The organism is Bhargavaea ginsengi, assembly GCF_900109165.1.
Lineage (GTDB): Bacteria > Bacillota > Bacilli > Bacillales_A > Planococcaceae > Bhargavaea > Bhargavaea ginsengi.
Window position 1 is genome coordinate 115,376 of the sequence record NZ_FNZF01000001.1, and the last position, 22,742, is coordinate 138,117.

Below are 22,742 nucleotides of genomic sequence, written 5' to 3' on the forward strand. Positions count from 1 at the left end.
CGCGAACTTCCCGGTTTCGTACGCAAACTTGAGGGCACGCCTCTTCTCGCTTGGGTTCAGGGAGATCACCCGGTCAAAATGAAAAAGGACCGATCCGGTGTTATCCGGATCAGTCCTTGATTAGGTAAAGTTGATGCTGGCCGCTCAGGAGGATTACCCCAGGTAAACGGCGCGCTGTTTTTCGATCCACCGATGCATGCTGCGGAACAGCAGTAGGATGATGGCTGCGAGGATAATCCCCTTCAGCAGGTTGAATGGCAGGATTCCGAGTACGATCATCTGGTAAAGCTCCTCACCCGACATAACAGGGAAGTTCATGAACTTCACATACAGCGGGAGGAAGAGCACGTAGTTCAGCAGGCTCATGCCGACCGCCATCGAAATCGTGCCTAGAATCAGGCCGGTGGTCATGCCTTTTGCATTCGAGAGGCGATGGTACACCCACCAGACCGGCAGGATGAACAGGACGCCTGTCGCGAAGTTGGCCATATGGCCGACGGGTACACCTGTCGGGCTTCCCGAGAAAAGCCAGTCGAGGACGTTCTTAAGCAGTTCAACGAGGATACCGGCAACCGGTCCCATTGTGATTGCCGCGATAATGGCCGGCACTTCACTGAAGTCGACCTGCAGGAATGCAGGGAACGGCGGCAGCGGGAAGTTGAACAGCATGAGCACAAACGAGATGCTGCTCAGCATGGCGATCGCGATCATGGACCGCAGGCGCAAATTTTTCTTCATGACACTTTCTCTCCTTCTGTTGATCCTCTTCAACGAAGGAAGGACGACGGCTCCCAAACACCTGCCCCAAATCAAAACCCCTGAACGGTAATCCGTCCAGGGGAGAAAGGCAAGCTTAATAGGCGTTACCTATCCGTATAAAATACAGACAGAAACGGCCGTGCCTTCACCTTCTCCCATCCAGACTTTACTGTCGGCTTTGGAATCGCACCAAATCCTGCCTTGCGGCTCGCGGGCTTAGGGGCATATGCCCCATCACCGCCGGTCGGGAATTTCACCCAGCCCCGAAGATGAATCATATATGGTTATTTTTTATTACAAACCTATCATACGAAAAAGCAAATGATTTGTAAACTGTTCTGTCCTAAATTAAGCAAATAATAATGGAAAACGTGCTCGTTTCAGTTGTCTATATTCAAATTTATTCCGTTTGGACCAGCAGGAAGCGGAAGCGTTTCTTCAAGGCGGTATCCGCCAGGAGGATTAATGGCATTCTCAAAGCGGATACGGAGATCATATTCTGCCGCGGTCAATGCCATGCCGTCGATCATCTTTGCGGCATCCTGTTCTTCCATCCCGTTGAAATCAAACGGTTCTTTGAAGCTTACTGTCAGAACATCGGCATCAACGGGCAGGTCTACTGTAAAATCGGCATTTTCCGGAACGACCGGCTTATACAGATCATTTGTCCGGTCCTTCATCAGGCTGATCGCCTCGGCTGCATCAGCAGCGTCAAGGTGCCGGTCCGGTGCAAGGACAGTGGAGCCGTCACTTTTCTCATAGGCGAAGTACACTGCCCCCTCCTTATCCGGAGGAATTTCCGGCAGCGGGCCGACCTGGCCGAATTCTGCAGGAGTTCCGTCCTCCATCAGGAACACCGACTTTTCAGTTCTGAACGTAGCCTGCACCGACTCTGTGAATGCCCCGATTGCAGCGCTTGCGATGTCGTAGGAATGTGTGTCGGTCAGGTTCAGTGTCACTTCCCCATCCACGCCACTGATCGTTCCGTCATACGGATGGTAGTCATCAAAACCAAGGCCCTCTTCATCAATCTGTGGTGCATACCGGTTATAGAGGTCGACCTGTCCGGGTATATCACCGCCAAAATCCGACTTTATCGTCTCTTCTGAGATCAGGAATGTCACGGGTATCACATTCGCCGCTTCGACAAGGCCGATACGGAATGGAACGAGACCTTCCAATTTATCAGGATAAACCGCTCCGATGACAGGTCCGGACATGGACAAGTTCGCACTGTAAAGATCAGCCGTTTCTTCCGGTCCCTTATCCGACAACGCACTGTTTTCTTCCACTGCACCGGATTCCGGCCGGCTATCCGATTCAGCAGTCATCTGTGCCGCATCCTCTGAATGCTCGGTTGCCGCGTCCTGGATGCTCATATCCCGGCCTTCATCCATCATCGAAGGGATAAGTATGCCGGCAGCCAGGAGCGCCGCAGCGGCCACTCCGGCCGGAAACCACTTTCGGATTGGTGATGGCCGTTTCAGACGGGGATCGTTTTTCAGACGCGCCAGGATCTCTTCACGGCTCCTGTTGTCTACTGGTTTCGTTACGGAAGTCATCCAGCGGCCGACTTCATCTTCACTTTTTTTGTCTTTGCTCATCGTCAGCCACCTCCCAGTCCGCCCGATTTCTCCAGCAATTCCCTAGCTTTTCTGACGGCCCTGTGTTGGGTCGTCTTGACTTTCGCCTCTGTCCAGCCGAGCACATCAGCCGTTTCGGCGATCGACAGCTCTTGCAAATATCTCATGATAAGTACAGCCCTCTGATCGTCTGTACATGCATCAAGCACTCCGAACAGGCGGCTCATCTCGTCTGAATGCAAGGCGGCCTCCTCAGGGGTGGGCCCTTTGTCCGCAGGCTGGGCAATCTCCCAGTCGTACGAATCATCTGTCCTTTTTTTCCTGACGTTTGCTTTTCTGAAATGATCGAACGCTACATTTTTAGCAATTGAGAAAAGCCAGGTCCTCTCACTGCTTCTGCCCTGAAAACTTCCATATGACTTCAGAACGCGCACATAAACTTCGTGCAGCAGATCCTCGGAGAGCGCCCGATCTTTTGTCAGGTAGATGAGGAACCGGTAGACATCCTGGTGGTATTCCTCGTAGATCCGATGAAATACGGATTCATCCATCGGCTGCCCTCCGTTCACTGTTATTGGTCGAACTCAGGCCGAAAAAGTTTCATTGTCCGTCATATGGGATGCTGAATGTCATCGTCGTTCCCTTGCCGAGACTGCTCTCAGCCCGGATCCATCCGCCATGTGACTCAACAATGTTTTTCGCGATGGCGAGCCCGAGTCCCGTGCCGCCTTTTCCTCTTGTTCTTGCTTTGTCGGCCTTATAGAACCGCTCGAACACATACGTCAGGTCTTCCTCTGCGATGCCGGATCCGGTATCGGCGACCGCCACTTCAAGCAGTCCGTCCGAAACGGAAGATCTGACTTCAACACTGCCGCCGGAAGGAGTATGGCGGATGGCGTTATCGATCAGATTGGTCATCACCTGTTCGATCCGGTCTTCATCCAGTTCGACGATTGCACTGCCGGCTCCTTCTGCAGAAACAGCCAGGGTGATTTCTGCATCTTTCGCCTTCTGTATAAATTTGGATGCAATTCTTTCCACCATCGGCCTGACGGCTACCGGTTCCTTGTAGAGCCTCATATAGCCGGACTCCAGACGGGTCAGATCGAGCGTGTCATTGACGAGACGGCCCATCCGTGTCGCCTCGTCCCGTATGATTTTCATCATTTCTTCACGTTCTTCATCCGTATCGACAATCCCGTCACTGAGTGCTTCGGAGTAACCAATCAGCATCGATATCGGCGTTCTCAGCTCGTGGGAGATGTTCGCGAGGAAATCAGTCCGCACTTTATCCAGTCTGTGCTGCTCCGTCATGTCCCGGAACACTGCTACCGCACCACGGATGTTGTTTCCGCTGTACAGCGGGCTGATCGTGATGTCGAAATACTGGCCGTCCAGAGCCAATTCATCCTCGACTTCTTCCGAGTACATGGCGGCGTGGTCAAGCATGCCCGTGATTTCGTCAGGGAGATCTCCCTCCTGGTCTTTTCTCGCATCCCGCCATTTCTTCAAAAGACGGTCCGCAGGCGGGTTTGTCAGCAGGATTGAACGGTCCCGGTTAAAAGAGATGACGGCATCCGTCATCGAAGTGAGGATGTTCTGGAGCTGCTCTTTTTCCTGTCCGATCACTTCCAGATTGTGCTTTACCTGGCGGCCCATCTTATTGAAGGCCACGGCCAGATCCCCGATTTCATCATGTTGCGGCGTAGGCACTTCTGTATCATATCGGCCCTCTGCAAGGCTGTTCGCTGCTTCCTTCAGTTTCCGAAGCGGGGAGGTGATCCTCGAGGACAGGAAGAAGGCGAAGAATGTCGTCAGGACAAATGCGATAAATGCAGACAAAAGGACAATATAGGTTGTCTGCCGGACCGTATCATGCACGGCCTGCATGCTCTGGTAGACGAACACCGCACCATTCAGTTCTTCTGCCTCATGGAGAGGGGCTGCCAGGACTGAATATGACTCCATCCGGTCCGCCTCCGACGGCGAAGGAAGATTCATCTCCTTGATCACCGGCTCATCTACATTGAACACTTTTGTAAGATCCTTGTCCCCAAGGAGGATTTCACGGATTTCCTCGCCGTTTCCTTCTTCATGGAAGGCGCTGACCACTTCTCCCGAAGGCGAGGTGATCAACGCACTCGTATCTTCGCCGAGAAGATCATCTATGACGAAAAGTGAGTTGGAGGGGTCTTCATGCTGATCGACGATCTTTGAAATCGTGAGCGCCTGTTGGCGAAGAGCGCTTTCCGCCTGGTTTCCGTAAAAATTCCCAAGAAACTCAAGGAGCAGCACACTCACAATGAACAGAACAAATGAAACGAGAAGCAATATGGTTGCCCATAGCTTCCCGACGATGCTGTTCCATATCCTATTCATTGCCGGCCTCGAACTTGTAGCCGACGCCCCATACGGTCACGATCATCTTCGCTGCACGCGGAGAGACTTTTGTCAGTTTCTCGCGCAGCCGCTTCACATGCGTATCCACCGTCCTGAGATCCCCGAAGAACTCATAGTGCCATACTTCCTTCAGCAGTTGCTCACGGTCGAACACCTTGTCAGGTGTTTTGGCGAGGAAGTAAAGCAGCTCATATTCCTTCGGGGTGAGATTCACTTCTTTGCCCTCTGCCGTGACGCGGTGTGCATCGTTGTCAATCATCAGGTGAGGGAAGACGACCAAATCTTTCGGAGCCTGAGGATCAACCGAAGCATAATTTGCGGATCGGCGGAGAACCGCCTTAACGCGGAGAACGACTTCCCTCGGGCTGAACGGCTTGACGATATAGTCATCAGCGCCTGCTTCAAAGCCCTGTACCCGGTTTGCTTCTTCACCTTTGGCAGTCAGCATGATGACCGGTGTCATCTTTTCTTCGCGAAGCGCGGTACACACTTCCACGCCATCTTTTCCGGGCATCATGATATCAAGAAGGATGCAATCATAATCGCGGCCCAGCGCCATCTCCAGTGCCTCGTCACCGTCAGTCGCTTCCTCGACTTCGTAGCCCTCTCGCTCCAGATACATTTTAAGCAATCGCCGGATGCGTTCTTCATCATCGACGACGAGGATGGAAACCTGTTCAGTCACAAACCATTTCCCCTTTCAACTGCACTGCTCTTCTCTTACTATTGTACCGTCCGGAGCAGAAAATTGAAAACGAATCGCTGTGACCGGACAGTCCCTGTAGAGAATAATACGCAAAAAAGATCCTCCGGCATAAACCGGAGGATCTGTTCTTTATCAGGCATAGGAGTGGAGGCCGGCGATGACGAGGTTGACGGCCACCAGGTTGAACATGATGATGGCAAAGCCGATAACCGCCAGCCAGGCCGATTTGCGGCCTTCCCAGCCCCTCGAGAGGCGGAGATGGAGATAAGCGGCATAAAACAGCCAGGTGATGAGCGCCCAGACTTCCTTCGGGTCCCAACCCCAGAAGCGCGACCAGGCTTCATGTGCCCAGATCATTGCGAAGATGAGTGCACCGAGCGTGAAGACCGGGAAGCCGATCAGGACGGAGCGATATCCGATTTCATCCATCAGCTGGGAATTGGCCTTGACCGCAAGCGGCTTTACAAGCTCGGCGATGCGGCGGCGGGAAATCAGTCGGATCAAGAAGTACAGGATGATTCCTGTGATGACCGACCAAGTAAATGTCGTGAGCGTTTTTGCATTAATGATTGCAGGCATTTCCGCAAGCGGCTGCATCGTGCCCTCTGTCTTCGCGCTGTATTCGTTCATTCCGAACAGCGCCGGCATATGGTAGACCACTTCGGCCTGCGCGCCGTTTTTGTCGACATAGTCAAATGCCGCTTCATAGCCCGCTGCCCGGAAACCGACTGTGACCACGATAAAACCGAGGACGAGCACAAGAGTGAACATAATGAATTCCAGCCAAGTCCGTTCCTTCGATTTCTTAGTCAGGTCGATATTCTTAAGCAGATAGATCAGGCCGACGACCGCAGAGATCGCAAGAATCGCCTCGCCGAGTGCCGCGGTGATAACGTGAATTGTCAGCCAGTGGCTCTGCAGAGCCGGGATCAGCGGCTGGATATCCCGCGGGAACATCGCCGCATATCCGAGGATGACGATAGCGATCGGAAGCGCAAACAGTCCGACGAGAGGCGACTTATAAAGGAAGTAGAACAGGATGGCCGCTCCTACAAGCAGCATCCCGAATGCCGTTGTGAATTCAAACATGTTGCTGACCGGCGCATGTCCTGATGCGATCCACCGGGTGATAAAGTAACTCAGGTGCGCCAGGAATCCGATGATGGTCACCGTGATGCCAAGTTTGCCCCAACGCTTGTTCGAGGCTGATGCCTCATTTTTTGATCCTTTCACCGCACCGCCGAACAAAATCGTCCCGGCAAGATATGCAACAAACGCGGTGAAGAGGAGATTTCCGCTAAGATCTACTAAGTTCATGTATTGGAAACTCCTTCCGATTTATCCGAGTGCCCTTCCTTGTCACGCTGGTCGGTATAAGCAGGCAATCCCGCATGTTCCGTCACCGCATCCAGTTCGCGCTGCAAGGCCACCCAGTTCTTGCTTGTATGGCCGGCAACCTGGATCCGGCCGTCATCCGACTTCCTGATCCAGAAACGGCGGTGGTTAAAGTAGGAGCCTTGCACGACACCGATCATAAAGATCAGACCGCCAAGCGCGATGACCGGAATTGTCTTGTCTTTCCTGACTGTTAAACCGGATACGTCGCGGGTATCGGCCGATTGGAAGGCGAGCTTGTAGGTGTTTTCACCGAGAGGTTCAAGTGTCTGGCGAATGGCCACAAAGCTTGTCTCTCCCTCCGGTGTTTCAGGCGTGGTCATCTTGAAGAGAAAAGCCGGATTGTTCGGGACAGGCGTCGCTGTCTGCGGCTCTCCGTCTTCAAAACCGCTGAAGTCCGGGTAATAATCCAGCAGCTCAACCTTCGCTCCGTTCCCCAGGTCGTATTCCTTTTGCGGATCGGCGAGATTGACTGTCAGTTCCCCGAGGGATTCCCCGGATTCTTTTTGTTCCAGCGCAAATGTCATCGCGCTTAGCTCATCCAGCTTAAAATCCATCTGGAAGATATGGAACCCTTCATGTTTCAGCGGCTTGTTGACGACGATTGAATACTCTTTGACAAGTTCGGCATTCGTGGAGCCGGGCAGAGCCCCCTCAGGCGTCTCATATAGCGCGACGTCTGTCTGGTAATTGGATGCCACAGATCCTACCCGGTCGATTGCCTCGCTAAAGACTTCATTCGTATTTTCCTGTGTATACATGTCGAATGAGAAGCCCTTGTTCTCGAGGTACAGTCCCGGCGCACCCTTGACCGCCGAGATTTCACCTTCCCTGATCCACATGGATTCATCCACGTAGAATCCGGGAAGCGCCCGGAGCATGACACCGAACAGGAAAAGGATCAGGCCAAGGTGGTTTACGTAGGGCCCCCACCTGGCCCAGCGCCCTTTTTCAGCAAGCAGTGCGCCGTTTTTCTCACGGATCTTGTACCTTTTTTCCTTCAGCTTTTCAGCTGCCTTCTGCATGACCGCATCAGGATCCTGAACGTTCCCCTCACCGTAAAGGCGCTGGCGCTTCAGGAAACTCGGGTGCCTGTCGACACGCTGATTTTTCAGAGATTTGTATAGCGGGATCCCGCGGTCCAGGCTGACGACGACAAGCGAAATGCCCAGCATGCCGACAAGTGTCATGAACCACCAGGAGCCGTACAGATCACTTAGTCCGAGCGCGTTGTAGATCTTGCCGAACAGACCGTAGTTGTCCTCGTAGTACTGTGCTGCCTGCGCCTCACTGGTCGCCGGCACATAAAACACCTGCGGCAGGATCGTCCCGATCGCTGATGCGACCAGAATGGCGATAATGATGCTGACGCCGATCTTGACACTGGAGAAAAAGTTCCATATCTTGTCCACAATTGAGCGTTTATGTGTTTTCGAACGGATCGCTGCTCCGTCGTAGCGCATATCAGCAAGACGCTTTGATTTCTCTTCTTTTGAAAGCGGCCGACCGCAGTTCTGGCATATATCTGTGCCTTCGGGGTTTTGATGGCCGCATTCGCATTTAATGAAACTCATGGTTGTCAGGACTCCTTAGCTGGGCATGATGCTTTCCATGTAGGTCTTGATCTCTTCTTCGCTCATCTCCTGCTGGATGATCTTCTTCACCTTGCCGTCCGGTCCGATAAGGAGTGTGGTGGGCAGCGGGCGGATGTTATAGGCATCCCGGACACTTTTCGTTTTATCGATCACAATCGGAAAACTGAGTCCGTAGGTGTTGGCGAAAGACTGTACTTTAAGATCCGATTCGGCGATATTGACTGCCAGAATGTTGACGCCCTCGTCCTTGAACTCATTGTAGTACTTTTCCATATGCGGCATTTCTTTTTTGCAGGGACCGCACCATGTACCCCAGAAGTTCAGGAAAACTCCTTCACCGCGGTAGTCGGACAATTGGTGAGTATTGCCTTCAAGGTCGACGAGCATGAAGTCCGGGGCTTCGTCACCGACTTCCACAATGTCTTCGTTTGCGGTTACATTGACCACGATGGTATAGATGATCGCAATCGCCAGTACGCCCAGAATGGCGGTCCGGATGATCTGCTGTCTTTTCTTCTTTTTTTCCCGGTCTTGCTGCGATGACATCCGAAGTCACCTCTCTTTCGGTATTTCCAGGATGGGACAGTTCATTCTCCATTATAACAAAGGCGCAACATGCCAAAATCGTGACATATGAAGGGTTTGTGAACGTTGCGGCTTACCGGAGCTTTCCTGTTTCAGCAAGAACGCGCAGCTGCTTCACTTCGTGTGCCGTGAGCTCCCGCCGGTCACCGGCATTTAATCCATGCAGGTCCAAAAAGCCGAACGATTCCCGCTTCAGCTTTTGTACCGGGCAACCGATCGCTTCGAACATGCGCTTCACCTGCCGGTTCTTCCCTTCGTGGATTGTCAGCTGGACGATCCCTTTGCCGGTCTTTTTGTCCATGCTGAGCAATTTGGCCTTTGCAGGAGCGGTCTTTCCGTCTTCCAGGACGATGCCACGCTCAAGTTGTTTCAGCTGCTCTTTCGTCGGGATTCCTTTGGTACGTGCTACATATGTTTTTTCGATTTCGAATTTCGGGTGGGTCATCTGATAGGCGAATTCCCCATCGTTCGTAAGCAGAAGGATCCCTGTAGTGTCGTAGTCGAGCCTGCCGACCGGATAAAGCCGCTCCTCGACCTCCGGGAATAGATCGACGACCGTTTTCCGGCCTTTGTCGTCGGATGCCGCAGACAGGACACTGCGCGGCTTATAAAGCAGATAGTACACTTTTTCCTCCCGCTCGAGACGTACACCGTTCACTTCTATCTTGTCAGAACCGCTGACCTTGGTTCCGAGTTCCGTGACGGTCTTGCCGTTCACTGTCACCCTTCCGTCAGCGATCAGCTGCTCTGCCTTTCGCCGGGACGCAATACCCGCCGCCGCGATTACTTTCTGAAGTCTTTCCATCTGGTCACCCCATCACATTTACTGCACAAAATTATGTCACAACCATGGGGAAATGAAAAGAAGACCGCATCGGCAACGAGGCGGTCATCTCCGTTCAATCTTCAGTTTTGCAGCGGTAATCGGCACTCCATCCAGGCGCACCTGCCAGATGCCGTCCCCCGCACCGCGAGGAATGATGGCGGCGTGAGAAACATCCTCCATCTCTTTTTCCGAAAGCAGGACCGCAAGCGGCTTCTCGAGCTCTGCGCGGATTCCAGGAAGAACCTGATAGGTTCCTTGTTCCGCGACAATGACTTTTTTATAAGACCGGAAAACTTCCGCAGACAGATTCCGATGAGTGTTCCAGTCATCACCGTCATTCAGGGTGACAACAATTACCCGTTTGCCGTCCTTTTCGAAAAGGGTTGCAAGCGTACGGCCTGCAGTCTTGGTGAAACCCGTCTTACCGGCCACCGCCTCTCCCTGCCCCCTGACAAGCCGGTGCTTGTTCTGCCAGGCTCCGTCCCCGTAATTATAAAGGGTAGTGGAAGAAATTTTTTTCAGGCCATTGTTATCCATTGCATGCTTCAGCATAAGTGCCGTTTCATAGGCCGTTGAGAGATGCAGGTCATCATGCAGGCCCGAGGGGTTCGTAAACACCGTGCTTTCCAGGCCGGCCAACCGTGCCTTCTCATTCATCATGTCCACAAACCCCTCTACCGATCCGCCCGCATCTTCGGCCAGCGCAGTCGCCGCATCATTACCCGAGCGCAGCATCAGTCCATACAGAAGTTTCTCTGCCGAAACCTCTTCGCCGGAACGGAGATAGATGGATGAACCCTCCTGATTCGAGGCGTTTTTGGAAACCGTGACCGCAGCATCTGTCCCGGCCGCATCGATATATGTGAGCGCTGTCCAGATTTTCGTCAGGCTCGCTATCGGCAGACGGGCGTCCTCATTGGCTCCCTTCAGAAGTCTGCCGGTCTCAGCATCAATTACCGCATAGGCCTGCGCTGCAGAAGCTGCAGCCGGAAAGGTACAGACAAACAGGAGCACCGCCATCATTGCGGATATCCGCTTTATCAAGGTCCACCGCCTTCCGTCGTTATTCTTCTGATCCTTCTTCATCGAATGTTTCTGTGAAACTCGTCATGAACAGGTCCAACTCTTCATCGGCTGCTTCATCGTCCCTGCCGGCGAGCGGAGGAAGATCGTCCAGGCTTGCCAGGCCAAAGTAATCCAGAAAAATATCCGTGGTTCCGTACAGGATCGCCCTGCCTGTCCCTTGGGCGCGGCCAGCTTCTTTCACCAGTCCCCGCGCCACAAGGGTCTGTATCGGCCGTTCAGACTTTACCCCCCTGATTTCCTCCACTTCGACGCGCGTGATCGGTTGGCGGTACGCGATGATCGCGAGCACTTCCAGGGATGCCTGTGTGAGTGCCTGAGATGTCGGATTTTCAAGCAGGCGGCGGACCGCATCCGCGTGTTCGGGTTTTGTCGCAAGCCGGAATGTGCCTGCCAATTCCACAACGCGCAGCCCCCTGCCCTCCAGCCTGCATGCCTCATCAATCTGTGCAAGCGCACGCTCAACGGCTTCCCGATCGCTCTCCGTCAGCTCGGACAGCTGTTTGGCCGTCAGGCCGTCGTCGCCCGCTACGAACAGCAGGCTTTCGACCTGTCCGGCCAGCAGATTTCCATTTTCCAAAACTACAAAACTTCCTTCCTGAGGACGACGGTCAAATCGTCAAAATTCCGTTCCTGCTCGACGGTGATCCGCTGTTGTTTCATCAGTTCCAGCAATGAAAGGAATGTCACCACCAACTCAGAACGTTCGCCTGTTTCGAACAGGTCGGAGAATACGGCCCGGCCCCCGGACCCCCCAAGCCTACCGACCAATTTCTCCATGGTTTCCGCAATGGAAATTTCCTGGCGGGTGACCCTTGTCATAAGAGGCGCCCTAAGTTTTTTGCGTTCCATCATTTTTCGGAAAGCCGCAATCATATCATGGACGTTCAGCCCCTCTTCCGGCAGTGCGGCGGCGGTTCCCTCCGTGAGAGAAGGCTCCGCCGGTTGCCTTGTGAAGCTTTTGCCGCGTTCTTCCCCGTATTCCTTCAGAGTAGCCGCCGCTTCCTTGTATTTCCTGTATTCGATCAGACGCTCCACAAGCTCGTCCCGGGGGTCCGGACCATCTTCCACAAACTCATCGGTATCCGGAGCCTCTTCTTCGTGTACAGGCAGCAACATTTTGCTCTTGATGGCCAGTAGCGTTGCAGCCATGACGAGGTACTCGCTCATTTCATTCAGTTCCAGCACCTGCATTGTATGGATGTGGTCGATGTACTGGCGGGTCAGTTCTGCCATTGGTATGTCGTAGATATCGATTTCCATCCTGTTGATTAAGTGCAATAATAGGTCGAGGGGGCCTTCAAACGCCTCCAACTTCACTAAATAGGACATGGATTCACCTGCAGTCGATTCTTTGCGGAAGGGAGGAAGATCCGTGGATCCGCTCCATCATCCGCTGTTCATCAAGTTTATTGCGTACTTTAATGAGAATCAAGATTATTTTGAGTGCCACGAAGTTCTGGAAGATTACTGGAATGCTGTTGCACCGCGAGATCGCACCCATCCGCTCGTCGGATATATTCAGATGGCTGTCGCCCTTTATCACTGGCGGCGCGATAACTTCCGCGGCGCCGCCAAACTGTTTGCAAAGGCAGAGCGTCTGCTCCGGGCAGCTCATGAAGAGGAGTCTCCCTTTTCTAACGGTGTGGACGTTCCTTCCCTTCTCCGGAATATCATCGATGCAAGAAACGCTGTCGAAAAAGAACAGCCTTTTAAGCCGTTCCTTATTGCCGTGGACGACTCCGCGATCCGGTCGGCTGTCATGGAGCTGATCGCGAGCGGAGGTGTCCCTACCCTCACCGGGGCCCGTCTCATTCATAAACATATGCTACGTGACAGGAGCCATATTCTGCTGGAACGCGAAAAAAGGAGGAGCAGTCGTCATTGACGGTCTGCTCCTCCTTTAATAATTTCCTGGCACTTCTCTAGAAACGGCCGGGTGGCTTCCGTCGGGACAATGGTCTTTCCGGGCATGATCGCCGCCAATTTCGAGACCATCTCTTTCCCGACCCCCTCGCCTCTATGCGACGGGTTGACAGAAAGGTGGCAGACGGAGACATTGTCGCCGTCAAGCTCTACACCGACCAGGCCGATATAGTCTTCACCCGCTTTCCAAAGATAAAGCTGGCTCTGGTCATCTGTTTCGTATCGTGTGATCGTTTCCTTCAGTTTTTTCACGTCTTTTTCGCCGGGCATGAAGGACAGGAGGCCCATTGCGATTTTTTCAAGTGATTTTTTATAGCGCAGTAACATCTTCGGCTCCCTCTTTTCCGTATTCTCCGCTCGCTGTCAGCTTGTCGGAGGCCCGAAATTCGGGGCTACAAAAATCCAGTACACTGCCCCCCAGGCCAGCGCCATCAGCAGGATGACTATGAACAGGAGGATGTTCCTCTTCTTCACCGCACTTCTTCCTTTCCGATGCCGGCTGTCTCCAGCTCAAGGCGGATCAGATCGTCGTATGTTTCACGCCTGATGGCTATACGGTGCTCCCCGTTTTCCGCAAAGACCACTGCCGGACGGGTCATCCGGTTATAGTTGCTCGCCATGGCATAACCATAGGCCCCCGTGCAGAATACTGCGATCAGATCGCCCGCCGCCATGTCAGGAAGCAGTGCCTGCTCGATCAGTCTGTCACCGGATTCACAGCATTTTCCGGCGATCGTATACGCCGAAGTGTGCGGCTCGTCCATACGGAGTGCCGCAGCGGACGAGTAGGTCGCGCCGTAGAGCGCCGGCCGGATATTGTCGCTCATGCCGCCGTCGACGGACAGGTAAGTACGGGTTTCAGGAACTTCCTTTTCGGAACCTGCGGTGTAAAGAGTCGTACCCGCTTCACCGACAAGAGAACGGCCCGGCTCAATCCAGAGCTCAGGAACCGGATAGTCCGATTCCGCAGCGGCTTCCTTGACTGTGCGGATCATGGCGCGCACATATTCCTCAGGTTCGAGCGGATGGTCTTCCTCTGTATAGCGGATCCCGAAACCGCCCCCCAGGTTCAGGACCGTGCATGTGTAGCCGTGCTCCTCCCGCCAAGCCGCAACTTTCCTCATCAGGGAGCCGGCAGCCAGGTTGAATGCCGCCGTATCGAAGATCTGGGAACCGATATGACAATGCAGGCCGAGGACCCGTACGCGGCTGATCCCGGACAGCAGGCGGAATGCCTCGTCCGCCTGACCGTTGTTCAGGTCAAAGCCGAATTTCGAGTCTTCCTGGCCTGTTGTGATGAAGTCGTGTGTATGAGCTTCGATGCCCGGGGTGACACGGATCAGAACATCCATCGGCAGTGACAGCTCTTCGGAGATTTGCCCGATTGTACGGATCTCATGGAAGTTGTCCACCACGATGCAGCCGACACCTTCCCGGAAAGCCATGCGGATCTCATCTTCACTTTTGTTGTTCCCGTGGAAATGAATGCGTTCCGCGGGGTAGCCGGAGCGGATTGCGGTATACAGTTCCCCTCCGGACACAACGTCGAGTGAAAGGCCCTCATCGCGGACAATCCGGAACATCGCAATGCTCGAGAACGCTTTGCTCGCATAGGCGACCTGGCCGCTTACCTCTTCTTCTTCAAATGCTTTCAGGAACGACCGGGCACGGTCCCGGACGAGCGCGATATCATAGACAATCAGCGGGGTGCCGTAGATGCGTGCAAGTTCTTCCGCATCGACCCCGCCGATTTCCAGATGTCCGTTGCTGTTAATCTTCTGTGTTCCGTATAGATGCACAAGGCCTCATCCTTCCGGCTTAGTCTATTAAAACTTTACCATGAAGGGGGCGAACGTGCAATCGGTCATCAGCTGCGCTGTCTTCTCGGAGAATCCGTAATGTAAGGCCTCAGCGAGCTTCCGATCATAGGATACCGGACAATCACCCGGCCGAACGCCTTCGGGAAAAACGGTGCGAGAGGCCAGAGATACGGAACGCCCATCGGCTTGATGGAGCAGAGATACCAGAATAGGATGACTCCTCCCGCAAAAAAGCCGGGAGGCCCTGCCAGAGCCGTCAGTATGAGCAGCACCGTTCTGAAAATCTTCGCGGAAATGCTTAGCTCATACGAGGGGATCGCGAATGTTACGACAGCCGTCAGTGCGACATACAGGATGACTTCTGCGGTGAACAGTCCGACGTCGACTGCCATCTGCCCCAGAATTACAGCCGCGATCAGGCCGAGTGCCGTGGACAGAGGCGTCGGGGTATGAATTGCGGCGAGACGCATGAATTCAACTCCAATGTCTGCCGCGATAATCTGGAACAGCAGCGGAATTTCTCCACTCTCCTTCGGCCCGACAAAATCCAGCGCTTTCGGCACGAACTCCGGATGCTTGACAAGCAGATACCAGAACGGAAGTAAAAAGACGGCCATCAGGATCCCGGAAAAGCGGATTGCGCGAACACCTGTTCCGATGAGCGGTGCCTGGCGGAATTCCTCCGCGTGCTGAAGGTGATGAAAAATGGTCACCGGAATGAGGAGGACCGACGGAGACGTATCAACGACAATCGCGATATGGCCTTCCAGCAGATGGGCTGCAGCGATATCCGGCCTTTCGGTAAACCGCACAAACGGTACCGGGTGGAATTTCTGCTTGAACAGCAGCTCTTCCAGCTGTTTGTCCGACATCGTCAGCCCGTCATGGTCAATTTCCGCCAGCCGCTTCTTGAGCATGTCGAGATGCTCCTCGCTTGCGACACCTTTAAGATAGCCGATCGCGATATCCGTCCGGCCCCGCTCCGTCACCCGCTGAATTTCAAAACGCAGCTGCGGATCACGAAGACGCCTTCTGATTAGGGCTGTATTCAGGATGATGTTTTCCGTGAAGCCGTCTCTTGAACCACGTATGACTTTTTCATTATCCGGCTCTTCCGGCTGCCTGCCCGGATACTCCCGGACGTCGACCTGGAAAACAGAACCGTCCTCCATGATGAAGATAATCTGTCCGCTCAGAATCGAGTCGATCATGGCATTTTTGTCCTTCGCCGGCTCGACTGCATGGAACGGGAAATAGGTCAGAAAATTTTCCCGGGTGATCTTCTCCTCCAGCTCATCCCAGATATCCGACATCTGCATGGAGGTCAGAAGCTGTGCTGTGACGTCTGAGCTGATCAATCCGTTCATAAAGACGATCGTGGCAGGCTCCTGGCGGATATGAATGTCCAACATGACGAAATCATAGGACTCTCCCTTGCCGAATAAGCCGCCGAGCTCTTCTTTTGCCAGTTCTCTGCTGTCATATAGCCTTTCGATCGTCACCCTTCTCCTTTCGACTCCACAGGCTCCTTCACGAGGTCAGGCCTCATATACGATTTCATTTTCGAAAGAATCTTCTTTTCAAGACGCGACACCTGCACCTGGGAAATGCCCAGCCGTTCTGCGATGTCACTTTGCGTGCAGTCCATATAAAACCTCATGATGATGATCGTCCGGTCCCTCGGGTCAAGCCTTGAGATGATATCTTTTAGCGGAATGTGCTCAAACCCTTTTTCCGAACGTTCGTCACGGACCTGGTCCATCAGTGTGACCGAGTCCCCCTCGCCTTCATACAGCTGTTCCTGGAGAGATGCCGGGTCCTTCATCGCGTCCATTGCGACGATGACATCGGAAACGGGAACTTCCAGGACCGCAGCGATTTCTGAAATGGTCGGGGAGCGCTCATGTTCTTTCAGGAAGTCATCGGTCGCATGGCGGATCTTGAAGTTCAGTTCCCTGATCGACCGGCTTACTTTAACCATGCCGTCATCGCGGAGAAAGCGCTGGATCTCCCCGATAATCATCGGAACGGCATATGTTGAGAACTTGACTTCAAAACTCAGGTCGAACTTGTCGACCGCCTTCAGCAGCCCGATGCAGCCAATCTGGTAAAGATCGTCCAGCTCCACGCCCCTCGATGAAAATCGTTGTACGATGGACCAGACGAGCCTCGTATTGCCTTCGACCATGACCCGCCGCGCCTCGGAGTTTCCGGACTGGGCTTCCTGAATCAGTTCTCTCATCGTCTCCTGTGTCAAGAGTGGCGGTTTTCGCTGTTCTACATGCTCCTGCATCCGTCATCCCACCGACGAGCAGGCTTCCTGCACGGGAGAGAATTTTTTCTTGAAGGTGACGGTGGTTCCGCTGCCCCGGCGGGAATCGACCGTCAGATTGTCCGTAAAGCTCTCCATGATCGTAAAGCCCATCCCTGAGCGCTCACGTTCGGGCTTGGATGTGTACATCGGCTGCATCGCCTCTTCCACATTGTCGATCCCGCCGCCTTCGTCGCTGATGGTGACAGTCACTTCCCTTCCGTCCAGGATGGCATGGACCCGGACGATTCCGGTACGCTGCTCCTCATACCCGTGAATGATGGCATTCGTCACCGCTTCCGAGATGACCGTCTTGTACTCCGAGATTTCCTCCAGTGTCGGATCAAGCGGTGCCACAAAGAAGGTGAGCGTCATGCGGGCAAGTGCTTCGTTTTCACTGATCGCCGCAAACGATAGCGTCATTTCATTTTCCATGAAGGATCCCTCCCAACCGTTTCATCGCATCTTCTTCCGTGCCTTCTGCCAAATGGCTGCCCAGTCCTGAAAGTTCGAACATTTTCCGCATCGTCGGTGACGGGTTCAGGATGACCGTCCCACCATCGACCGCACCGAGATCCCTCATCCGCCCCAAGATCAGTCCGATGCCTGCGCTGTCCATGAATTGGAGGTTCCCGAGATCCCAAATGATGCCTGTCGCCTTCCCCCCAAAAATCAGCCTGCTGACTTCCCGTTTAATGCTGTCTGCTGTATGGTGATCCAATTCTCCTGCTGGGCGGACAATTACAATACCGCCTGGTGCCAATGTCATATGATTCATATGGATGCCCCCTTTTGGCTCGTAATTCAACGGCCGCCTCCCGGACTCCTTGCACTCGACGAAACTAGTGGAAATCCGGCAAATTTCGGCCACGGCAGCCTTCGCCGTCCAAGCCTGCCCTTCCGGAAACGGATTTATACGTGGAAATAACAGTTATAAGATATGTTTTGTAATTGGATGGTCCGACGTCCCATAGGACTTTCTTAGCTCTCAGACGCCCAATCTTAACTAAAATCCTTATATACGAAAAAACACTCCGGAAAGGTCTCTTTCCGGAGTGTTTGCTAGATGGATTGAATTATTGGATATCACCGTGGATGAGCGCAGGTGCGTCTGCTTTTTCTGAACCGACGATAATGTGCTCTTTGAGCATGCGAATCGCGGTTTCGGTGCCTTTGCCGTTTGTATGGATCTCAGCAAGGGGCTCACCTTTCTGAACAGCATCTCCAACCTTTTTCTTAAGGACGATCCCGACGCCAAGGTCAATCTGTTCATCCTTGGTCGCACGCCCCGCTCCCAGGTGCATCGCAGCCAGTCCGATGTCATCAGCACCGATGGACTGGACATAACCATCCGTCTCGGCTTGGAACTCGATAACTTCAGATGCCGACGGAAGCTTCGAAGGGTCATCCGCAATATCCGGATTGCCGCCTTGAGCCTCAATGAACTTGCGGAACAGGGCAAGTGCCGAACCGTCATTGATCACTTGCCGGATCATGCCTTCCGCTTCTTCGATGCTTCCGGCTTTTCCTCCAGCTACGACCATGCGGCTGCCAAGCTCGATGCAGAGCCGGGTGAGATCATCCGGGCCTTCGCCTTTCAGAGTATCGATCGCCTCTTTCACTTCAAGCGCGTTGCCTATTGCGTAGCCAAGCGGCTGGCTCATATCCGAGATGACCGCCATCGTCTTGCGTCCGACGGCGTTGCCGATGCCCACCATTGCTTCAGCAAGCCTTCTGGCATCTTCTTCGGTCTTCATGAACGCCCCTTCGCCCGTCTTGACGTCAAGGACGATGGCATCCGCTCCCGCTGCGATTTTCTTGCTCATGATTGAACTTGCGATCAGCGGAATGCTGTCCACAGTCGCGGTCACATCTCTGAGCGCATACAGCTTTTTGTCCGCCGGAGTAAGGTTTCCGCTTTGCCCGATCACTGCAAGCTTCAGGCTGTTCACCTGGTCAGCGAACTGTTTTTCAGTCAGTTCGATATGGAAGCCGTCGATCGATTCAAGCTTATCCAATGTTCCGCCGGTGTGGCCGAGTCCGCGGCCGCTCATCTTGGCGACCGGCACGCCGCAGGCCGCAACCATCGGGCCCAGGATGAGTGTCGTTGTGTCGCCCACTCCTCCAGTGGAGTGCTTGTCGACAAGCGTGCCCTCTATTCCCGAAAGGTCGATCCGGTCTCCCGAATCCACCATTGCTTCGGTAAGCAATGCCTGCTCTTCTTCAGCCATTCCTTCGAAGTAGATGGCCATCAGCAGGGCGCTCGCCTGATAGTCAGGTACCGAATCATCCGTAATTCCATTGATGAAGAACCGGATCTCCTCTTCCGATAGTCTGCCGCCGTCTCTTTTCTTTGTGATGATGTCAACCATTCTCATGTCTGTCCACCTGCTTTCATTTCAAAACTGGAAGATAGCTTTTGCCGAACTCCGGTTTCTTCACGCCGAAGTTATCGGCAACCGTCGCACCGACTGAGGCGAAAGTTTTCTGCAGAGGCAGCTCTCCTCCTGCATTGAATCTCGGGGAAGCCATGATGATCGGTACATACTCCCGCGTATGATCGCTTCCCGGAGCTGTAGGGTCGTTGCCGTGGTCAGCGGTGATGATCAGCAGGTCATCTTCGCCAAGGGCATCCATGATCTCAGGCAGCCTCGCGTCGAATTCGGCAAGTGCGTTTCCGTAGCCTTCCGGATCGCGGCGATGGCCGAACAGCGCATCGAAATCAACCAGGTTCGTAAACGACAGCCCTTCAAAATCACGGCCCATCACTTCGAGCAGCTTGTCTACGCCATCCATGTTTGATGACGTCCTGACCGAATCGGTCACGCCTTCACCATTGAAAATATCTGAGATTTTGCCAACTGCGATAACTTGAAAACCGCCATCCTGAAGCTCATTCATAACCGTGCGGCCAAATGGCTTCAGAGCGTAGTCGTGCCTGTTGGTCGTCCGGGTGAAGTTGCCCGGTTCCCCGATAAACGGCCTGGCAATGACCCGGCCGACAAGGTATTCCGGCTTTAGGGTGATCTCTCTTGCAATCTCGCAGATTTCATAGAGTTCCCCGATCGGGATGACACCTTCATGTGCAGCAATCTGCAGCACAGGATCCGCCGATGTATAGACGATGAGACCGCCGGACTCCATATGCAGCGGGCCAAGCTCGTCAATAATGGCTGTGCCGCTTGCCGGCTTGTTTCCGATCACCTTGCGGCCGGTCCGCTCCTCAAGTTCCTTCACAAGCCCTTCCGGGAATCCATCCGGGTAGACCTTGAATGGCTTATCGATGTTCAGGCCCATGATTTCCCAATGTCCGGTCATCGTATCTTTGCCGACCGATGCTTCCTGCATACGGCCAAAATAGCCGGCCGGGTTTTCCGCAGCCTCAAGTCCTTTAAGAGGGCGGATGTTAGCCAGGCCGAGGCCTGCCATGTTCGGCATATTGAGTCCGCCGGTCGTTTCGGCGATATGGCCGAGCGTATCTGATCCTTCGTCACCGAAATCAGCGGCATCCGGTGCCTCGCCGATGCCTACAGAATCAAGTACGATCAGATGAATTCGTTTAAATGGTTGCGCTGTCATTGTCGCATAACCTCCTTGGCACTACGTATACCCTTTACAAGAATACTGTACCACAAATCAGAGGTCTGACGTCACATTTTCCCGCTTCATGCCCGCGGATGAAATTTGCTGTAAACGTCTTTAAGCCGATTCTTGCTGACGTGAGTGTAAATTTGCGTCGTCGAGATGTCGGCATGACCGAGCATTTCCTGGATTGCACGCAGATCCGCACCGTTTTCCACCAAGTGTGTGGCGAATGAATGTCTCAGAATGTGCGGTGTGAGTTCTTTCGTGATTCCGGCCTTTCGGGCATGCTGGTTTAATAGTTTCCAGACCCCTTGGCGGGTCAGACGGCCACCCCTCGCATTGACAAACAGCGCGTCCTGGGCACGATCCCCTTTCATCATTGTAGGCCTCGCCTGGCCAATATACTCAGTGATGGCATCAATCGCTGTTCTTCCGAGCGGGACAATGCGCTCCTTGCCGCCTTTTCCGAATACACGGGCAAACCCCATGGAAAGATGGACATCTCCTGTATTCATCCCTATGCACTCGCTGACCCGCATGCCGGTTCCGTACAGCATTTCCAGCATCGCACGATCCCGCACACCCGCGGGCTTGGAACGGTCCGGGGCCGCGATAAGGGAATCAACTTCCCCTACGGACAACACACGCGGCAGTTTCATCTCGAGCTTCGGCAGGTCCAGCTGGATTGTCGGGTCGGCAGAGGTAATCCGCTCCCTTACCAGAAACTGATGGAAAGAGCGGATGGAAGAAATGTGCCGGGAGATCGTACGGGGTGACTTCCCGGATTCTTCCAGGACTTGCAGATAGCGCAGGATATCAGGTCTCGATACGTTGTCCAGGCTGCCGGGCAGCTCCACCTTTTCAAGATGGCGGATATACCCGAGCAGGTCCCTTTTGTACGATCCGATCGTGTTATCCGCCAGCTGGCGCTCGACTCTGAGAAAATGCAAGTAGTCATTCAGCGCATCTTCCGCCTCTTTCATGTTCTCTCCCCTTTCCGGCTTTTCCAATATGAAAAAAGGACAGCTTTCGCCATCCTGTCCATTTCTGTTATTCCGGTTCGTTTTCTTTTGTTTCATCGCTGCAACGGCTGCAGATGCCGTGGAAAGTAAGCCTGTGATCTTTGATTCGGAAGTTCCAACGGTCTTCGACGATCTGCTCGACGTCACCCAACAGGTCTTCCTGAATCTCATCCACCGCGCCGCACTCGATGCAGACCAGGTGGTGATGGAAATGGGCAGCGCCTTCCTGCCGCAAATCAAAACGGGAAACCCCGTCTCCAAAGTTGATTTTGTCAACGACTTTCAGTTCGGTCAGCAGCTCCAATGTCCGGTATACTGTCGCCAGCCCGATTTCGGGCGACTTATCCTTGACGAGCAGATAGACATCCTCTGCGCTGAGATGGTCTTCCTCATGCTCCAGCAGTACAGTGACCGTGGCTTCGCGCTGGGGCGTCAGTTTGTATTTAGCATTGTGGAGCTGCTTTTTTATGCGTTCAATCCGGCTTTCCATGAGACGCCCCCCTCAAACTGTCCCTATTATATCAACCTGGTCGGATGGTTACAAGAGTTCCAGTTAATTAACAACAATCATTACAATATGATAATCATTTTCAATTATCAAGGAATATGAACATCCCGATTTCCGCTGCAAGTATGGCAGCCGACAGGGCCGCGATTCTGATCACCGCCTCTTTCCGGTGCCTGCTGAAATAATTTTTCAGCATGAACGGGGGGGAGAGGTTCATGCAGAACAGGGTGAACAGCAGTGTCAGAAGCAACTGTGCCGGAAACCACCACGCCGCGTAAAAAGTGAGCGCTCCTTCCTGGCTGATCAGATAAGTCGAAGCAAAACCGAAGAAAACCGCCCTTAGGCCGGCGATGAACATGACCGCATGACGGAGCGCGGCGTGGGATGCCAGGAACAGGGCAAGCACATGGAATGCCAGAAAAGAAAGCAGAGCACGATACGGCTTTGCCGGAGCCGCGAGGTCGAGCCGCGGATCTAGGAATACGGTTACCGTTTCCGCCATGCCCGCTTCCGCATAGCGGAACAGGATGGTCCCGCCCGTAAACCCGATGATGAGTAGTGTGAGCAGGTAAAGAAAAGGGAGCGATCGCTGCATGGGCTGCACCTCCGGAGGATTTGTACAACCTATGCCTGTCCGC

At 53.7% G+C, this 22,742-nt stretch carries 24 protein-coding genes and 1 riboswitch; of the genes, 1 reads left to right on the top strand and 23 read right to left on the bottom strand.

The annotated features are described in order from the left end of the window. Positions 1 to 153: 153 nt before the first annotated feature. From BMX91_RS00540 to BMX91_RS00595, 12 genes are all read right to left on the bottom strand, one after another. On the bottom strand, positions 154 to 738 hold the full coding sequence (locus BMX91_RS00540) for an ECF transporter S component (protein WP_092048755.1): 585 nt from the start codon (positions 736 to 738) through the stop codon (positions 154 to 156). 164 nt (positions 739 to 902) lie between these two features. Then, positions 903 to 1,034, bottom strand: a riboswitch (FMN riboswitch). Between the two features lie 105 nt (positions 1,035 to 1,139). Beyond that, positions 1,140 to 2,363 carry a hypothetical protein gene (locus BMX91_RS00545; RefSeq protein WP_092048758.1) on the bottom strand — a complete coding sequence of 408 codons (1,224 nt, stop codon included), beginning with the start codon at positions 2,361 to 2,363 and terminating at the stop codon, positions 1,140 to 1,142. A 2-nt stretch (positions 2,364 to 2,365) separates the two neighbouring features. Next, the gene (locus BMX91_RS00550) at positions 2,366 to 2,893 is read right to left on the bottom strand and encodes an RNA polymerase sigma factor SigX (RefSeq protein WP_092048761.1); all 528 of its coding nucleotides are present in this window, start codon (positions 2,891 to 2,893) and stop codon (positions 2,366 to 2,368) included. A 49-nt stretch (positions 2,894 to 2,942) separates the two neighbouring features. Further along, a complete protein-coding gene (locus tag BMX91_RS00555) occupies positions 2,943 to 4,721 on the bottom strand; it encodes an ATP-binding protein (RefSeq protein WP_092048763.1) in 1,779 nt (592 codons plus the stop codon). Next, positions 4,714 to 5,427: a response regulator transcription factor gene (locus tag BMX91_RS00560; RefSeq protein ID WP_092048766.1), complete on the bottom strand. Its 714-nt coding sequence runs from the start codon at positions 5,425 to 5,427 to the stop codon at positions 4,714 to 4,716. The genes BMX91_RS00555 and BMX91_RS00560 overlap by 8 nt, the downstream gene beginning before the upstream one ends. 153 nt (positions 5,428 to 5,580) lie before the next feature. Next, complete coding sequence (gene ccsB / locus BMX91_RS00565; protein WP_092048768.1) at positions 5,581 to 6,765, bottom strand: c-type cytochrome biogenesis protein CcsB; 1,185 nt, start codon at positions 6,763 to 6,765, stop codon at positions 5,581 to 5,583. Then, complete coding sequence (gene resB / locus BMX91_RS00570) at positions 6,762 to 8,417, bottom strand: cytochrome c biogenesis protein ResB (RefSeq protein ID WP_092048771.1); 1,656 nt, start codon at positions 8,415 to 8,417, stop codon at positions 6,762 to 6,764. The genes ccsB and resB overlap by 4 nt, the downstream gene beginning before the upstream one ends. A 15-nt stretch (positions 8,418 to 8,432) precedes the next feature. Beyond that, on the bottom strand, positions 8,433 to 8,984 hold the full coding sequence (gene resA, locus BMX91_RS00575) for a thiol-disulfide oxidoreductase ResA (protein ID WP_092048773.1): 552 nt from the start codon (positions 8,982 to 8,984) through the stop codon (positions 8,433 to 8,435). 112 nt (positions 8,985 to 9,096) lie between these two features. Next, a complete protein-coding gene (locus BMX91_RS00580) occupies positions 9,097 to 9,828 on the bottom strand; it encodes a pseudouridine synthase (RefSeq protein WP_092048776.1) in 732 nt (243 codons plus the stop codon). 84 nt (positions 9,829 to 9,912) lie between these two features. Then, the gene (locus tag BMX91_RS00585; protein ID WP_092048778.1) at positions 9,913 to 10,893 is read right to left on the bottom strand and encodes a D-alanyl-D-alanine carboxypeptidase family protein; all 981 of its coding nucleotides are present in this window, start codon (positions 10,891 to 10,893) and stop codon (positions 9,913 to 9,915) included. A gap of 19 nt (positions 10,894 to 10,912) precedes the next feature. Next, a complete protein-coding gene (gene scpB / locus BMX91_RS00590; protein WP_092048780.1) occupies positions 10,913 to 11,512 on the bottom strand; it encodes an SMC-Scp complex subunit ScpB in 600 nt (199 codons plus the stop codon). 2 nt (positions 11,513 to 11,514) lie between these two features. Next, the gene (locus tag BMX91_RS00595) at positions 11,515 to 12,264 is read right to left on the bottom strand and encodes a segregation/condensation protein A (protein ID WP_092048782.1); all 750 of its coding nucleotides are present in this window, start codon (positions 12,262 to 12,264) and stop codon (positions 11,515 to 11,517) included. Positions 12,265 to 12,307: 43 nt separating this feature from the next. On the opposite strand from BMX91_RS00595, the gene BMX91_RS00600 reads away from it, so the two are divergent. Next, positions 12,308 to 12,820, top strand: coding sequence for a DUF309 domain-containing protein (locus BMX91_RS00600; protein ID WP_177168211.1), 513 nt, complete (start codon positions 12,308 to 12,310; stop codon positions 12,818 to 12,820). Here BMX91_RS00600 and BMX91_RS00605 read toward each other — a convergent pair. The 11 genes from BMX91_RS00605 to BMX91_RS00655 form a co-directional block, all read right to left on the bottom strand. After that, positions 12,814 to 13,185, bottom strand: a complete 372-nt coding sequence (locus BMX91_RS00605; protein WP_092048786.1) for a GNAT family N-acetyltransferase — start codon at positions 13,183 to 13,185, stop codon at positions 12,814 to 12,816. The genes BMX91_RS00600 and BMX91_RS00605 overlap by 7 nt on opposite strands. Before the next feature lie 143 nt (positions 13,186 to 13,328). Further along, a complete protein-coding gene (gene lysA / locus BMX91_RS00610) occupies positions 13,329 to 14,657 on the bottom strand; it encodes a diaminopimelate decarboxylase (RefSeq protein WP_092048788.1) in 1,329 nt (442 codons plus the stop codon). A gap of 68 nt (positions 14,658 to 14,725) precedes the next feature. After that, a complete protein-coding gene (locus BMX91_RS00615) occupies positions 14,726 to 16,180 on the bottom strand; it encodes a spore germination protein (protein ID WP_092048790.1) in 1,455 nt (484 codons plus the stop codon). Beyond that, positions 16,177 to 16,971: a SigF/SigG family RNA polymerase sporulation sigma factor gene (locus tag BMX91_RS00620; RefSeq protein ID WP_092048792.1), complete on the bottom strand. Its 795-nt coding sequence runs from the start codon at positions 16,969 to 16,971 to the stop codon at positions 16,177 to 16,179. The genes BMX91_RS00615 and BMX91_RS00620 overlap by 4 nt, the downstream gene beginning before the upstream one ends. 3 nt (positions 16,972 to 16,974) lie before the next feature. Continuing rightward, on the bottom strand, positions 16,975 to 17,424 hold the full coding sequence (gene spoIIAB / locus BMX91_RS00625) for an anti-sigma F factor (RefSeq protein ID WP_092048794.1): 450 nt from the start codon (positions 17,422 to 17,424) through the stop codon (positions 16,975 to 16,977). Then, positions 17,414 to 17,767: an STAS domain-containing protein gene (locus BMX91_RS00630; protein WP_092048796.1), complete on the bottom strand. Its 354-nt coding sequence runs from the start codon at positions 17,765 to 17,767 to the stop codon at positions 17,414 to 17,416. The genes spoIIAB and BMX91_RS00630 overlap by 11 nt, the downstream gene beginning before the upstream one ends. 298 nt (positions 17,768 to 18,065) lie before the next feature. Continuing rightward, a complete protein-coding gene (locus BMX91_RS00635) occupies positions 18,066 to 19,367 on the bottom strand; it encodes a pyrimidine-nucleoside phosphorylase (RefSeq protein WP_092048798.1) in 1,302 nt (433 codons plus the stop codon). Positions 19,368 to 19,383: 16 nt separating this feature from the next. Further along, a complete protein-coding gene (gene deoB / locus BMX91_RS00640; RefSeq protein ID WP_092048800.1) occupies positions 19,384 to 20,568 on the bottom strand; it encodes a phosphopentomutase in 1,185 nt (394 codons plus the stop codon). Between the two features lie 86 nt (positions 20,569 to 20,654). Beyond that, entirely contained in the window at positions 20,655 to 21,557 is a 903-nt protein-coding gene (xerD, locus tag BMX91_RS00645; RefSeq protein ID WP_092048802.1) for a site-specific tyrosine recombinase XerD, read from the bottom strand. A 67-nt stretch (positions 21,558 to 21,624) separates the two neighbouring features. Then, a complete protein-coding gene (gene fur / locus BMX91_RS00650; RefSeq protein WP_092048804.1) occupies positions 21,625 to 22,086 on the bottom strand; it encodes a ferric iron uptake transcriptional regulator in 462 nt (153 codons plus the stop codon). Between the two features lie 100 nt (positions 22,087 to 22,186). Then, positions 22,187 to 22,699 (bottom strand): hypothetical protein, encoded by a 513-nt coding sequence (locus BMX91_RS00655; RefSeq protein WP_092048806.1) that lies wholly within the window; start codon positions 22,697 to 22,699, stop codon positions 22,187 to 22,189. Positions 22,700 to 22,742: the final 43 nt, after the last annotated feature.

What these genes read in the sequence shown, in the direction of transcription:
- BMX91_RS00540 (WP_092048755.1), bottom strand. Translation starts at nt 738, where the DNA reads ATGAAGAAAAATTTGCGCCTGCGGTCCATGATCGCGATCGCCATGCTG.
- BMX91_RS00545 (WP_092048758.1), bottom strand. Translation starts at nt 2,363, where the DNA reads ATGAGCAAAGACAAAAAAAGTGAAGATGAAGTCGGCCGCTGGATGACT.
- BMX91_RS00550 (WP_092048761.1), bottom strand. Translation starts at nt 2,893, where the DNA reads ATGGATGAATCCGTATTTCATCGGATCTACGAGGAATACCACCAGGAT.
- BMX91_RS00555 (WP_092048763.1), bottom strand. Translation starts at nt 4,721, where the DNA reads ATGAATAGGATATGGAACAGCATCGTCGGGAAGCTATGGGCAACCATA.
- ccsB (WP_092048768.1), bottom strand. Translation starts at nt 6,765, where the DNA reads ATGAACTTAGTAGATCTTAGCGGAAATCTCCTCTTCACCGCGTTTGTT.
- resB (WP_092048771.1), bottom strand. Translation starts at nt 8,417, where the DNA reads ATGAGTTTCATTAAATGCGAATGCGGCCATCAAAACCCCGAAGGCACA.
- resA (WP_092048773.1), bottom strand. Translation starts at nt 8,984, where the DNA reads ATGTCATCGCAGCAAGACCGGGAAAAAAAGAAGAAAAGACAGCAGATC.
- BMX91_RS00580 (WP_092048776.1), bottom strand. Translation starts at nt 9,828, where the DNA reads ATGGAAAGACTTCAGAAAGTAATCGCGGCGGCGGGTATTGCGTCCCGG.
- BMX91_RS00595 (WP_092048782.1), bottom strand. Translation starts at nt 12,264, where the DNA reads ATGTCCTATTTAGTGAAGTTGGAGGCGTTTGAAGGCCCCCTCGACCTA.
- BMX91_RS00605 (WP_092048786.1), bottom strand. Translation starts at nt 13,185, where the DNA reads ATGTTACTGCGCTATAAAAAATCACTTGAAAAAATCGCAATGGGCCTC.
- BMX91_RS00620 (WP_092048792.1), bottom strand. Translation starts at nt 16,971, where the DNA reads ATGCAGGAGCATGTAGAACAGCGAAAACCGCCACTCTTGACACAGGAG.
- spoIIAB (WP_092048794.1), bottom strand. Translation starts at nt 17,424, where the DNA reads ATGGAAAATGAAATGACGCTATCGTTTGCGGCGATCAGTGAAAACGAA.
- BMX91_RS00630 (WP_092048796.1), bottom strand. Translation starts at nt 17,767, where the DNA reads ATGAATCATATGACATTGGCACCAGGCGGTATTGTAATTGTCCGCCCA.
- BMX91_RS00635 (WP_092048798.1), bottom strand. Translation starts at nt 19,367, where the DNA reads ATGAGAATGGTTGACATCATCACAAAGAAAAGAGACGGCGGCAGACTA.
- deoB (WP_092048800.1), bottom strand. Translation starts at nt 20,568, where the DNA reads ATGACAGCGCAACCATTTAAACGAATTCATCTGATCGTACTTGATTCT.
- xerD (WP_092048802.1), bottom strand. Translation starts at nt 21,557, where the DNA reads ATGAAAGAGGCGGAAGATGCGCTGAATGACTACTTGCATTTTCTCAGA.
- fur (WP_092048804.1), bottom strand. Translation starts at nt 22,086, where the DNA reads ATGGAAAGCCGGATTGAACGCATAAAAAAGCAGCTCCACAATGCTAAA.
- BMX91_RS00655 (WP_092048806.1), bottom strand. Translation starts at nt 22,699, where the DNA reads ATGCAGCGATCGCTCCCTTTTCTTTACCTGCTCACACTACTCATCATC.